Source organism: Ruegeria sp. B1 (assembly GCF_056535885.1).
Window position 1 is genome coordinate 3,742,755 of record NZ_JBQFJA010000001.1, and the last position, 13,505, is coordinate 3,756,259.

The following is a 13,505-nucleotide window of genomic DNA, read 5'->3' on the forward strand; positions in this document are numbered from 1 at the left end:
ATCAGAAAAACGAGATGGTGCGGGTGGAGGGACTTGAACCCCCACGCCTTGCGGCGCCAGAACCTAAATCTGGTGCGTCTACCAATTTCGCCACACCCGCATCTCGGCGCTGTCGCACCGCAGTGAACCGCTCAATAACAAAGCTTGCAGATGAGTGCGAGAGGTAAAATCGAGCGAAAAACAAGTTTGTTGGGACTTGAGCCGCGACATGTTTTGATACAGCGCCAGCCGGTTGCCGAGATTTCGTCCAAGGGACCCGTGCCCTAGGGAACAGGCCTGCGGGTTTCTCCTCCAATACACTTTAAGTGACCAGATCACGACGTCCTGACCAAACTGCGTCTTGACCTAGACAAGCCAGGCAAGCGGCGTGCCACAATTGTTCTCGAAAGAGATACAATCGTGAGTGATGGTTGACTGCACAAAGCGCGCTTACGTTGAGTAACGGCGGCAGCAATCGGCAAATGGTTTTACGCGGTCACACTGGCGGATCGGGGTCCGAGACGTGGCACCATACACCATATCCGCAGTTTCTGTGTATCCGACTTTCATCCATATACTTATTTAACCATAAGAAAATTATAGGAAAATTGAGATCCCTGGGGGTTTCGATTGTCTCAAAACAGCAAGATCCCATCCTGCCTTGCTCACGTTGATCAAGTGGCGTCGTTTTGAATTTCGTGACGCTCAGGCCGCACGATACCCTCAAGGGTTGAGGCATTCCGAAGGGCGCGCGAACACATTCACGCCACATTTCAAACGCCAAAAAATCTTATTCGCGTCAAAATAACACCGCCTTGAAGGTCCCTTTTGGGCTTCAGGAGTTAATGAGTCTTCCGCCGCCTTGGCACCCGTACGAGTTTTCCGCTCAACTCCAGTACAAGGTTCTTTGCTGTGACCGATCTGAACAACTCCGCTGCCCCTGAGCAAGATGCAGTCATCTTTGCTCGCGATAGTTTTCTTGGTGAACTCAAAACCCTGAACCGCGACTATCCCGAAACTGGCTTTGGTATTTCCCTGCGCACGCATTCCGGCGAGCACTATTTGCTGGCCAATGCCCGCATGCCGTTGCCATCCACCAAATCCGACGGCTTTCCGACCGGGCGCCGCGTCGCCTGCCTAGAGAACGGGGATCGCTTTAGCTCGATCGAAGTTCTTGCGGATTCGCATGCATATGAAGCGATTACGCCGAGGGCCGAGGCTGAAATCCTCGGGAATGCCTTGGATCTGATCGCCCGGATTGACACCCTGACCAGTATGCCGGCCGGACGCGTTGCAGACGCGCCCCGGATTGCTGCAACCGGAACCGGAGGCTGATCCATGGCCCGCAACGACCACCTTTTGTCCGTCGGCAACGAAGCGCTGGCGCCGATGACGACGGCGATGACGTCGCTGACGGCGCAGATCGACCAACTGACAGAGGTGGCCGATGCGCGATCCACGGCCCGCTTGTCCACGCTGAAAACGCGGATGGAAAACTTCACCGCCAGTGTGACGATGGTGGGCCAGGTCAAAGCCGGAAAGTCCTCGATCGTGAATATTCTGGCGGGCCGTCCTGGCCTGCTGCCATCGGATGTGAACCCGTGGACCTCTGTGGTCACCACGCTGAACATCAACACTCGCACCCCCGGTGACACCAAGTCCAAGTTTACATTTTTTGAACAGGAAGAATGGGACAATCTGATGGTTGGCGGCGGGCGTCTCGGCGAATTGGCCAACCGCGCCGGTGCCGATGACGAGATGGATGATATCCGTCGCCAGATCGCCGAAATGAAGGCCAAGTCCGAGGACCGGCTGGGCAAGCATTTCGACCTGATTCTGGGTCAGAGCCACCAATACGACTATTTCGACGAGGAACTCATCCAGCGCTATGTCTGTCTGGGCGACGAGGACGATCCCGACATCAGTCCCAAAACCGGACGGTTCGCCGATGTGACAAAATCGGCCGAGTTGTTCATGGACATTCCGCAATATCCGGTGTCGCTGAAACTGTGCGACACTCCCGGTGTGAACGACACGTTCATGGTGCGCGAACAGATCACTCTGCGCAGCCTGCGTGGGTCCGAGGTGTGTATTGTTGTGCTGGCGGCCAGTCAGGCGCTGACAACAATGGACATGGCGATGATGCGGATCATCGCGCAGTTCGAAAACCGTCAAATCATCCTGTTCGTGAATCGCATCGACGAATTGTTGGATCCGGTGAACCAAGTCCCGGAAATACGGGATCGCATTCAGGATACCCTCAAGCAGAACAACATCGACACCAACACCAGCGTGGTCTTTGGCAGCGCGTTGTGGGCCGAGGCCGCATTGACCGGCAATCCGGACATCCTGACAGATGAATCGCGCAAGGCGTTGAATACCTTTTACCTTGCAGCCGGTTTTGGCGATCAGGCGGCCTCGCTCGATAAGATCTGGGCCCTGTCCGGCCTGCCCGACCTGTTGTTGGCAATGAACGAACGGATTGCCGAGGGTGCAGGTGCGCGCCTGTTAGATCGTGTGCGTCACCGCGCTCGCAACATCGCCAGCCAAATTCGCGCAACGGCAGTGGCCAAGACCCTAAAGAGTGGCGACGGCGTGGTGCGTGATTTGGACGGGGCGTCACCGGAAGAGGCGATTGCGACCGTGGCCGCCGAATACGAAAAGAAAGTGGCTGAGCTGACGACGTCCCTGCGTGACAAAGTTCTCGAGCGGCTGAATTCGGCCGAAGCTAATTTTGTAAAACGGGCGACTGACTCGCTGATCTCTCACCTTGAACAAAACGGCGAGCAGGGCACATGGCAATATGATCCGGCTGGGCTGCGCACGTTGCAAAAGGCTGCGTATTTCAGCTTTGCTAGATCCATGCGCAAAGAGGCAGGCGCCTTGTACACAGCCGCAGCGGCGGATGTCGAAGCGCTGTATCATAAGTTGCTGGGCAATCATTTAGGCGAATTCAGCATCGAGGCGCCTATTGTGCCACGCGTGCCACCCCCGCTGGGTATCGGGCGCACTATCGCGTTGGATTTGCAGAGCACATGGTGGCGCCGTTGGTGGCAGCGCCGCAAGGGGTTCGAGGCCTACGCGGCGGATTACACCCGTCTGATCGCATCTGAGGCAAACTCGATCACCAAAGACATCGAGGAAAACCAGGTCGCGGCAGTTCTGGAAAACGTGCGGGCGACTATGGCCGATTTCATGCGCGAACAGAAGGAGACGCTGCTGAACATCTCGGCATCGGCAGAAAAGGATACCGGGCAGAATGCCGCCTTGATGGCCGGACTGCAGCCGCAAAAATCGCGCGATGAGATTCTGGGTGACATCCTCAAAGACCTAAGCAACGAAGCAGCATAAGTAGAAAAATGGCAAAAGATTCACAAACCCGCTTCGTCTCTCCTCGGGCATGGGAACGCATCGAGCAGTGGTCCCGTCGCAAACCCGTCTTTGCGCTTATGGGAGAGTTCAGTGCCGGAAAATCGACGCTGATTAACTTCCTGTTGCGGACGCATACGCTGCCGACACAGGTGACGGCGACGCAGCTGCCGCCAGTCTGGTTCAGTTGGGGTACACCGTCTGCTTACGTCAAACGTCACGACGGCAGCACCGAAGATATCGAACTGGATCAACTCGAGACAGTTGGTGTCAACGACGCGCAGTTCATTCGCATTTACCTTGAGGCGGATATCCTTGAGGCGGTTGATCTGATTGACACGCCCGGTATTTCCGATCCCAAGATTTCAACCGATGTATGGCAGCGTGCCGTGGGACAGGCAAATGGCGTGCTTTGGTGCACGCATTCGACCCAGGCGTGGCGCGAGACGGAACGGGCCACATGGGTGTCGCTGCCTGAACGTTTGCAGCACAATTCGCTGTTGCTCGTCACCCGCGCGGACGCGCTGGGATCAAAAGACCGGCAGAAAGTGCTGCGCCGGGTCAATCGCGAAGCCGGACATCTGTTCAACCGCTCGATCCTGTTTTCCGCCCGTGATGCCATTGTGGCCCGTGACAAAACCGGTGACGCCGAGCTTTGGTCGCGCAGCGGCGGCGGCAAGATGATCGACAGCTTCCTCGAGATCACCGAGCAGATCATGGACAACCGTGCCGATCAGCTGGCACGCTACCAGATCGACAAAAGCTTGTCGGATGTACAAAACGTAGAACCGCGGCGCCCGGAAAGAAAAGGCGGTGACGATGCCGTCGAAGAAATGGTGCGCCACACAGCGCCGCTTAAACTGGTGAACCCGCTGACCGAAGACGATGAGACCGATGCGCAGGACGCAGGCGTCGTGACCAGCTTTCCGGTACGCCCTGCCCGGGTCGAACGGCGCGCTGATGACTCCGAGCGGGCACGGATCGATGCCGAGGATGCAGAACGCATGCGGGCCGAGATGGTGCCTGCGGCGACGGATACGCCGGATCCCGAAGAAGATGAGTTGCGCGCGTTCTTTCGAGACACCTCGAGCGATCCGCTGGATCTGATGCCTCGGATCGACTCCAAGGCGGAAGAGGACGATCTGGATTTATTGGACGAAGCCGAGATAGACGAGGAAGAGGATTTAGAACGTCAGCTTCTCGTCGATGAGGACGCCGACGACCCAACGGCTGGGGACGCGTCTGACGATGTACTCGCCTCTCTCAGCAATACACTGGCGGAGTCGTCGGAAACCCAGTCCGATACAGCGGAACCCGATGATCAGCCGCAGGACAGGGGCATCGAACTGTCCGTGTCTTCGATCACAGCTCTGATGGCCGAACAGCCGGGCAATATAGCAAACGAGTATGAACCGGAGCCGGAAAGCAACGGGCTGGTTGAAATGCGCGTTGCATCTGACACCAACGATGACGACGTGCAGGGCCCGATGCTGGGTGTGCCGACAGAACAATTTCTGAGCGCGTCAGCGATGTGGTCAGAAATCGCAAATGGTGAAGAGCTGCCTGAGGATGCCGAAGGTCTCAAGAACGTATTCGAGGCTTTTCTGGCCGAGTTCGATCAGATCGCGCTTGAACAAAAATCAAAGCAGACAAGAGAGACCTTGCGTTCGATCCCAAAAGCCAGTGAAAACAGCGGGGCGGAATGGCATGTATTGTAGCAAATTCCGACCAGGGATTGAGGCGCATTTGAATTGAAAACAAGGATGTAGATGTCGATCCAAGCTTCACTGACTGCCGCGATGGAAACCATACCCGACTGTATTGCAGCCGGGTATGTTGACATGGAAACGGGGATGTTGCTGGGCACCAACGTTTCGGATCCCGCCAGCGCAGATGACCTTGAAACCTTTGCGATCGCGGTCGCGAATTTGTTTCAGGGACGTGGGGTCGGCGCATTTGAGGCTTTGTTGCGCCAGTCCGGAACAGAACAGGCCGACAATCCTGGGTTTGGGGAAATCGCTGTGTTCTCCAGGGATCGGCTGAACATCTTTCTGCGGACCCCGGATTATCCCGACCATGTGGTCTGTTACATCTGTCGCAGCAGCGTGAATGTCGGGCTGGCGCTAACGAAATCGCATCTTAGCCTGGGGCCGGTAACGGCTGCGGTGTGAACGGGACCAGAGGGGGTCACGGCATGATGGACAACGACATACTCGGCTCACTCGAAGACATCGGGCGGATGTCGGTCGCGCGTCTGTCGCCTGCCGTGAACCTTGCAGGCGACACAGCATTGGCGCGCAGGAATGCGGTGTTGCGCACAATTCGTGGAACTGTTTTGCCGCGCAGGCTGGAATTCACTGCCGCAAACGGAGATTGTCTGGCGATAGAGGTCAACAGCTCACGTGTCACAGATGTCTTTCGGGTGCGCTCGGGCCCGGTTCCGGATTTCGAGACCGAATCCCGCGAGGCGCTCACAGATAAAATGGCTCAGTTGGTGACGGATATCGCCAATGCCCCTGCGCCGTTGGAATTGAACTCGCTGAAACCGGACACGCTGCTCGAAGCTGATGACGTCGGCATTACGCTCAGCGAAATTGAAAAGGCATGCGCAGGCATCGTCCTGACCGAGGATCCCATCGTTGCCGTTGTGCCGGACACAGAAGAACCGGCACCGCAAGCAGTATCAGATGATAGCACCGCTTTGGCCGACGCATTTTTTGAAGGTGCAGGGCGCTTTGCCACCGGACGGGTTTTGGTGTCCGGGTCGCCTGAAACACCGCCGCGCGTGGATGGCGCGTGCGCCTCCTCCGGCGCATTGCACCCGGATCAGGAATTGCTGACCCGCTTTGCTGCCGATCTCGCCGGATGGGACAGTGATGCAGGGGCGAAGCTGGACCATCCACAACTGATCGTCATGCGTCCGTCGGGCGGAAAAGGCTCCGGTCTGGCTGTCTTAAACGACGGCCATCAGATTGCGATCGCGGCGCACGAGACCCGCAAACTGGGTGCGGTTGTCAGTCTGTGGACGGCTTTGCTGGAGGGCGTGGAATGATCGCCTCCCGACCCTTCAAGTTTTCGACGAATTCAATGTGTTGTTTCCTGTTATCAAGGTAGTTTGTTATGAGTGAATCCCATCGCCGAGAGTTAATCCGCATCGCGGAAGACATGAACGAGACAAGCAATGACGAAACCCGTCAGTTTATCTCGCGCATTGTTGGCGACCTGTCCAATCTGAAACCGTCGATCGCGTTTGTCGGTCAAATAAAGGCGGGAAAGTCTCGTTTGATCAACGGGTTCACAGGCCAGGCCGAATACCTGCCATCCGATGTGAACCCCTGGACCACGGTCATCACTGATATGCATTTCGGGCATCCGAGTGGTCGCTCGGAAGGCGCCGAGTTTCATTTCTTCGACAATCATCAGTGGCAGTCCCTGATCGCCGAGGGTGAAGAGCTGCGCAACATGTTCCCGGATGACGAGGACAGCTACAAGCGCGAGATGATCGAGGAACAGGTCGAAGCGATGAAAACCCGCGCGCGCCGGCGTCTCGGGGACAGCTACGAACAACTGCTGGGTCAGCATCATGATCTTGAAGAGCTGACGACCGATGATCTGGCACGGTATGTCTGTGCCGGGGACGATCCGACCGACGAAGGCAGCCCTGATCCCGGCAGTGATCGCGGGCTGTACAGCGACATCACCCGCAAGGCCGAAGTCTATTTCGACATGGGCCACTTTCCATTTCCGCTGACGGCCACAGATACGCCGGGCGTCAACGACCCGCTGCTGATCCGCGAGGAAATCTCGCGGCAGTATCTCAAGGAATCCGATTTCTTTGTTGTTGTCCTCTCGGCACATCAGGCTTTGTCGCGGGCCGACTTGAAACTGTTCCGATTGATGCAGGCCCTGGAGCTGGGCCAGATCGTGGTGTTCATTAACCGCGTGGACGAGTTGGGCGGCGGCGCTGGTGACGCCCAAAAAGTCCGCGCTGATGTCTTGGACGGTTTGGAGCAGGCGCTTGGCAACTCAGATGTCGATGTCCTGATGGGCAGCGCGCAATGGGCGCACTATGCGTTGACCGGGGACGAAACGGGGGTCAACCATGACCACGTCTTGGCCTGGCTGCGCGCGCATCCTGAACAGATGCAGCAATATCTGGACGGTGTCGAAGAAATCAAACAGGGTGCAGGTCCAATCAGCCGTGAGGCCGTGTTGCGCTTTGCCGCGATGATCGCTTCGGGGTTGCCGGACTTGCGTCGTCATGTCACCCAAGCGCTGTCCGACGGGCCACGTACCGAACACCTGCGGATGGCATGGCAGCATCTCAACAGTTTTGCGCAGGGTGAACTGGAACGCTCGCAGGCGCATCTGCGCGCGATGGAGGACGAAGAAAATCCAACCGGAACCAGCGCCGATGAGAATTATAAAACACTGGGCGAGTTGCGCACGCTGATATCGGCCAAAACAAAAGACATCACCCAGGATATGGACGACGTTCTGTCCAACCTGCGCGGCGTCATGGACGATACTGTGGCCGAAGCCGTTTCGGCCGTCGTGCGCGGGTCGGACGGTCAGTCGCCGCTGTTGGCCAAAGGCGGTGAGACCGAGCTGAACTTTACCCCTTTACGGGATCGCATGCGCGAACTGGTCCAGGGCGCGACGCAAGTTGTGCGCCAGCGCATGCTGAGCGAGCTCTACGCCATCGATATGCAAAGCAACGCCGCCCTGCGCGCGCTGCCCGGCTGGCAAGAACCCAGCGACAACCGCATGAACACAAGCGCAGTGCGGTGGTTCCGGCCGGACACGACGGCATTGACTCGCGGTATCACCGTCGAGTTGCGGGTGAACTGGCTGTCGCGTCTGATTTCGCGAAAAAGCGTCGTCGCGCGGGCTGAAAAGATGATCGTGCAGGAATTCGAATTGATTGGCGACGATCTGATTGACACAGCACGTGAAGACATCCTTGAAAGGCTGAACATCGTTCTGGATCACTATCTGGCGTTGTTGGCTGGGCATCTTGAAAGCCGGGCCGGGGCCGGAGAATCAAATGCCCAGGCGCAAGCCCAGACTGCGTTCGACCGGGCGCGCCGCATCGCGGATGAGTTGGAAACAGTTTTTGGAACAACCCCTGCGGATGAAAGGCTGGCTGAGGCTGCGGAATGATCGAATTTCCCGGAACCGAAAAGGACGTGCGCCAGCTTGAGCGCTTTTTGACGGCCACCGAGGCGTTGCCGTCCGAGCCAGCACTTGACGATATGCGGGCGCGGGCGCTTGCTCATGCAGAGCGTCTGTCCAATGCGGTCAATATCGGGTTCGCAGGTGAGTTTGGTGCCGGCAAGTCCAGCCTTGCAAATATGCTGGCGGGTGCGGACATCCTGCCAACCGGTCCGCAGCATCTGAAACTGCCGCTGGTCATTGTTGCCTATGCCGACGCGCCGGAGACGACGGTTGGGTGGTGGGGCAAGGAACCCAAAACCTATTCCGGTATCGCGCTGGAAAAGGCCGCCGCAGACAATCCGGATTTCATCTCGGTTGGGTTGAATACACCGGCCCTTAAAGAAATCTCGCTGTTTGACCTGCCGGGATCGGGCGCGCTGGACGAGAGTTACAAACCAACGCTGGATTTGTTGGAGTTTGTCGATTGCGCCATCTGGTGCACCAACGGGACCAATGCCTGGCGCGAGACCGAGCGTCATTTGTGGTCCAAGGTGCCGCCGGAACTGCGCGCCAACAGCCTGCTTGCGGTCACCCATGCCGACCTGCCCCCGGTGCGGGACGCGCTGGACCGCGTCCTGAATCGTTTGAACAAGGAAAAGGACGGGATGTTCCGGGCCGTGGTTCCAATCGGAACGCCGGTTGCGGTACGAGCGATGGCGCAAGAGCCCGAGCCGGATTTCGGTCTGTGGGAATCCTGCGGCGGCCAGAATCTGGCCGAGCATGTCCTTGAGGCCGCGTCGAACCGGCGCCAGAGCGATTTGGAAGCGGCCCGCAAAGACCTTGAGCAGGAATTCCTGCCATATCTGGAAAACCTGGTGGGCCCCGAGCCAACCCCGGCCCCGGCAGATAACACGTCTATACAGGCGGCCCTTGGATCCGCGCTTCCACCGCTGACCAATCCGATTCTCGAAGACTGGCTGGCTGCGATTGCCAGCATCTATGACGACTTGCGCGAGTCGGCGAATATCGAACCCGCGGCGTTCCTGCAGAGCTGTCAGGAGATTGTCGAGGATTTTGCCGAACGTTTGGAACAGGGCGGGGAAATCGACCCCGAAGCTGACTGGATTCCCGGCGAATTCGAAAAGGCCACGGACCTTCTGCTGCTGCTTCAGTTTGAAAGCGGTGAAGCCCCTCTGAAGGATGCGATCAGCATATTGGCACAACTGAGCGACAATCTGGCTTGGGCCGGCAGTACCGTGGCAGACGTACCGTCAAAAACCGGAACGTGACACTTTCCCGCTAAAATTGAGCTGCACTGCGGCGATTCGAAACCGGTCAGAATCGCTGCGGCATTGTTTCGAATTCGTGCACCAAGTGCCCGAAAACAGGGCCTCAGTTTTCAATTTTCATAGCCACAATATCTATATATTGAGCTATAAGGAACTCTAGAACTATATATGGACATCCCGCCAAAACGATCCTTAGTGAAGCCATCAGGCGGCCCAAATAAAGTCAAATTTGAAACGTCTAACCGTTCTCAAGTGTCCTGCGGTTGTGTTTGGTTGTGAGTTCGCGGGTTGTTTGCCCAGTTAAAATTACCGCAAAATGAGTAGAACGGGCGGAAAGAAATGAGCCACAACCAGGCTGTCGGTGCATCGCACGACGAACCAAAAATCGAAGGTCTGCAACCCGGCGCAAAGTTGCTGCGCGGGCAGTATGAAATTCTCCGCTTTCTCAGCAATGGTGGGTTCGGAATCACCTATCTTGCGCGTGATAGCCTTGAACGCGATGTCGTCATCAAAGAATGCTATCCGGGCGCCCTGTGCCGCCGTAATGGCGATCTGGTCGAACCGTCCGACCCGGCGTACAAGGAAGACCTGCGCGCCATTATCGACCTGTTCATTCAGGAAGCCCGTAATCACGCGCGTCTCGTGCACCCCAATATCGTGGATGTGCACCAGGTTTTCGAAGACAACAACACCGCCTACATCGCGATGGATCTGATCCGCGGGTGCGACCTGCTGGATTACGTCCAAGACCCCGAAACCGACAGCGGCCCGGATTTCATTGTCCAGGTCACGGAAAAGATGCTGTCGGCGGTGTCTTTCATTCACCAAAGCGGCATGCTGCACCGGGATATTTCCCCCGACAACATCCTTATCGATGAAAACGGCGACCCGGTTCTGATCGACTTTGGTGCGGCCCGGGAACAGGCCGCAAACAAGACAGCGGCCCTGCTGACACTTCGGGTGATCAAGGACGGGTATTCGCCGCATGAGTTTTACGTTCGCGGGTCCGAACAGGATCCCAGCAGCGACCTCTACGTATTGGCGGCCACACTGTATCATGCCATCAGCGGCGAGCGTCCGATTGATGGTCAGAGCCGTCTGAACGCGTTCAACAACGGTCAGGACGATCCCTACACACCTCTGGCCGGGCGGTTCGACGGATACCCTGAGGGGTTCCTGGAAGCGATCGACAAAGCGATGGAGGTCCACGCAACGGATCGTCTTCAATCCGCGCTCGATTGGTTGCGCATGTTCCGTGGTCCCGGTGTCATGTTCGACACGTTCGCCTATCGCCCTGTGTCGGTGATCGTTGGAATGGACCGCGAGGACAAAGAGGCCGAGAAGGCCCGTATCAAGGCCGAAAGCGAAAACGCCGAGGCGGTTGTGACCGCCTTGTTGGCTGGTAATCCCGACATTGCCCTTGGCGGGGACGCAAAGAACGATGAGGAGATCGCAAAGATCGCCTCGAAAGAAGATCCCCCCGTTGCGGTGGATACGGTCGTTCAAAGCGGCTCCGGCGGAAGCAGCAAAGCGATCCTTGGGATTGCAGTCGTCATTGCCGCGCTTGCAGCGGCTGGATACTTCTTGCTGCCAGGCAAGACGTCTGAACCCGATGTCGCAGTTGCGACCGAAACCGCAGAACCTGCATCTGTTGTTGCAGAAGCAACCGCCGCGCAGGATCTTGTCCCGTCTGACACCCCAGAACCCGTTTCAGAGCAGCCTGTCGAGCAGGCGCAAGCCGAACCTGCGGAGGTGGCCGCCACAGAAGCGGCCTCCGCAGAACCGGCACCCGCAGCGGAGGCCAACCCTCAGAACACCGAGGTGACGGTCGAGCTGGAAAGCCCTGTCGCACCGGCGGGTTCTGTTGATCTGGCTGAATCACAGGTCGCATTTGCCCATTGGGACGTTGAAATTCCCTTCACAACGTCACGACGCCGCGCATCGACCGGCAATGTGATTGCAGTGACTGGTGTCGATCCGCAAACCGACATGTCGGTGATCGGCGAATGGGTCACACGCGGCGCTGCAATCTTTACGCTGAATGGCAACCCCGTGCGGTCTGACGCCTCTTTCGCGGCGCAGGTGCTGGACAACCTCAAGGTTGACCCGGACGGGTTCACCCGGGTTGCGGCGCGGTACCGCCCGCTCGGCCAGACGCGGGCACAAAACGGGCTGTTGGCGTTGCCCGCGATCCGGATGGTGGGGCTGGAAAACGGGTACGCATTTACAATCCGTCATGCGGGTGACGCAGGGTGGCAGACCACTGTGTCCGGTGTTCCGACAGAGAATGCAGGCGGCCTGCGGCAAGGTGACATCCTGTTGCGGGAAACCCAGACGGGCACTGAACTGAGCGATCCGGAAAGTCTGGACGCGATGCTGAACGCTCTGGTTACCGAAAACAAGCCTCAGGCACGTCTGACCGTGTCGCGCAACGGGGCCGAGACAGCTGTCGTTATGCAGCTAGCACAGGAGTGATCTGACCGGTTCATCTGTGATCTGCCAGTGTGTGTTTGCTGAGGGTGGCCCCTGTTTCTGCCACCCTGACGGGGTCCGGCCCGTCGCAGAAGGTAAAAGTTTACTTGGTTTTTCAAAATCTTAAGTACCGCTGTGCTGCTGAGCGCAGAGGTGAGTAGCAGCCCAATGGCATGCAGTTTGTGTGCCGAGTATTCAAAGGTGTCGACACCATGTTCAAATACAAAAGCCCTCTCAGCCGGCTTCTAGAAGGTGCCGGCAAAGCCAAAGAAGACGACGTCACAGACAGCGCGGCCCCGGACCGGAAGGCGCCTGAGCCGATTGCAGATTTCAATGCGCTCCGCGAGGCGTTGGCTGGCGGCAACACGACATCCGAGGCCTATGAAGAAACGGATGAGTTGATCCCCGAAGACAAGATGCCCGATTTCACCGATGGTGATGACGTGCCCGATCAGGACCCTACACCGGCGGATGTCGCGGATGAGACGGTCTCAGAAGAGGACACGGAAGTGAGCCAAGAGGCCACCGTTGAGATTTCTGATGCAGAGCCCGATGTCGCGCAGGAGGATGCGGATCAGGTTGTCACTTTGCACCTGTCCGAGGACCTTGCCACTGGGACCGCGAACGAGGCCCCTGCCGAACCGGAAGCGGCGCCGGCAGAGGATGTAGAAACACCCGTCAGCGACGGTATTGCCGTCGTGGCAAACACAGATGCGATCCAGCCGGACCCCGAAGCGCATGCTTCCGCAGACCCGCAGCCCGAGTCCGGCCCGTCCGTTGACCGCCGCTCGCGTGTCAAAACCACGTTCCTCGGGTTTGATCGCGCAGACACCCATGTTCAGGACGTACTCGAAACCGCGGAACCGGTTGCCAAATCGGAAACAGCGCAAGAAACCTTTCCGGTTGGATGGCTGGTTGTCACCGGCGGTCCGGGGCGCGGTGCGAGTGTCACGCTGACCGAAGGCCTGATGCAGATTGGCCGAAAGGATGATCAGGCTATTCAACTGGATTTCGGCGATACCGGAATCTCGCGCAGCAACCATGCCGTGATCGCGTACGACCCCGAGGATCGCAAGTGTTACCTTGGGCATGGCGGCAAGGCCAATCTGGTGCGCCTGAACGGCAAACCCGTTCTCAGCACAATTGCCCTGTCCAGTGGCGATCTGATCCGGATCAGCGAAACATCAATCCGATTTACCGCCTTCTGCGATGATGGCTTTGACTGGCGGGATTCCTGAT

The 13,505-nt window shown here is 57.8% G+C and carries 9 protein-coding genes and 1 tRNA gene; 9 read left to right on the top strand and 1 reads right to left on the bottom strand.

The features are described 5' to 3' along the window. Nucleotides 1-15 precede the first annotated feature (15 nt). Nucleotides 16-100 (bottom strand) — tRNA-Leu (locus ACR3ES_RS18580). Nucleotides 101-891: 791 nt separating this feature from the next. Here ACR3ES_RS18580 and ACR3ES_RS18585 point away from each other — a divergent pair. From ACR3ES_RS18585 to ACR3ES_RS18625, 9 genes are all read left to right on the top strand, one after another. Further along, complete coding sequence (locus ACR3ES_RS18585) at nucleotides 892-1,314, top strand: hypothetical protein (protein WP_170434688.1); 423 nt, start codon at nucleotides 892-894, stop codon at nucleotides 1,312-1,314. Between the two features lie 3 nt (nucleotides 1,315-1,317). After that, on the top strand, nucleotides 1,318-3,330 hold the full coding sequence (locus tag ACR3ES_RS18590; protein WP_170434686.1) for a dynamin family protein: 2,013 nt from the start codon (nucleotides 1,318-1,320) through the stop codon (nucleotides 3,328-3,330). A gap of 8 nt (nucleotides 3,331-3,338) precedes the next feature. Beyond that, the gene (locus ACR3ES_RS18595; protein ID WP_170434684.1) at nucleotides 3,339-5,066 is read left to right on the top strand and encodes a dynamin family protein; all 1,728 of its coding nucleotides are present in this window, start codon (nucleotides 3,339-3,341) and stop codon (nucleotides 5,064-5,066) included. A gap of 51 nt (nucleotides 5,067-5,117) precedes the next feature. Beyond that, nucleotides 5,118-5,519 (top strand): hypothetical protein, encoded by a 402-nt coding sequence (locus ACR3ES_RS18600; RefSeq protein ID WP_170434681.1) that lies wholly within the window; start codon nucleotides 5,118-5,120, stop codon nucleotides 5,517-5,519. 23 nt (nucleotides 5,520-5,542) lie between these two features. Further along, nucleotides 5,543-6,400, top strand: a complete 858-nt coding sequence (locus ACR3ES_RS18605; protein WP_170434678.1) for a hypothetical protein — start codon at nucleotides 5,543-5,545, stop codon at nucleotides 6,398-6,400. A 68-nt stretch (nucleotides 6,401-6,468) separates the two neighbouring features. Next, on the top strand, nucleotides 6,469-8,511 hold the full coding sequence (locus ACR3ES_RS18610) for a dynamin family protein (protein WP_480424163.1): 2,043 nt from the start codon (nucleotides 6,469-6,471) through the stop codon (nucleotides 8,509-8,511). Further along, the gene (locus ACR3ES_RS18615; protein WP_170434674.1) at nucleotides 8,508-9,794 is read left to right on the top strand and encodes a dynamin family protein; all 1,287 of its coding nucleotides are present in this window, start codon (nucleotides 8,508-8,510) and stop codon (nucleotides 9,792-9,794) included. Before ACR3ES_RS18610 ends, ACR3ES_RS18615 begins: the two co-directional genes overlap by 4 nt. A 339-nt stretch (nucleotides 9,795-10,133) precedes the next feature. Continuing rightward, entirely contained in the window at nucleotides 10,134-12,269 is a 2,136-nt protein-coding gene (locus ACR3ES_RS18620) for a serine/threonine protein kinase (RefSeq protein ID WP_170434672.1), read from the top strand. 209 nt (nucleotides 12,270-12,478) lie between these two features. Continuing rightward, entirely contained in the window at nucleotides 12,479-13,504 is a 1,026-nt protein-coding gene (locus ACR3ES_RS18625) for an FHA domain-containing protein (protein ID WP_170434670.1), read from the top strand. Nucleotide 13,505 lies beyond the last annotated feature (1 nt).

What these genes read in the sequence shown, in the direction of transcription:
- ACR3ES_RS18590 (WP_170434686.1), top strand. Translation starts at nt 1,318, where the DNA reads ATGGCCCGCAACGACCACCTTTTGTCCGTCGGCAACGAAGCGCTGGCG.
- ACR3ES_RS18595 (WP_170434684.1), top strand. Translation starts at nt 3,339, where the DNA reads ATGGCAAAAGATTCACAAACCCGCTTCGTCTCTCCTCGGGCATGGGAA.
- ACR3ES_RS18600 (WP_170434681.1), top strand. Translation starts at nt 5,118, where the DNA reads ATGTCGATCCAAGCTTCACTGACTGCCGCGATGGAAACCATACCCGAC.
- ACR3ES_RS18605 (WP_170434678.1), top strand. Translation starts at nt 5,543, where the DNA reads ATGATGGACAACGACATACTCGGCTCACTCGAAGACATCGGGCGGATG.
- ACR3ES_RS18610 (WP_480424163.1), top strand. Translation starts at nt 6,469, where the DNA reads ATGAGTGAATCCCATCGCCGAGAGTTAATCCGCATCGCGGAAGACATG.
- ACR3ES_RS18615 (WP_170434674.1), top strand. Translation starts at nt 8,508, where the DNA reads ATGATCGAATTTCCCGGAACCGAAAAGGACGTGCGCCAGCTTGAGCGC.
- ACR3ES_RS18620 (WP_170434672.1), top strand. Translation starts at nt 10,134, where the DNA reads ATGAGCCACAACCAGGCTGTCGGTGCATCGCACGACGAACCAAAAATC.
- ACR3ES_RS18625 (WP_170434670.1), top strand. Translation starts at nt 12,479, where the DNA reads ATGTTCAAATACAAAAGCCCTCTCAGCCGGCTTCTAGAAGGTGCCGGC.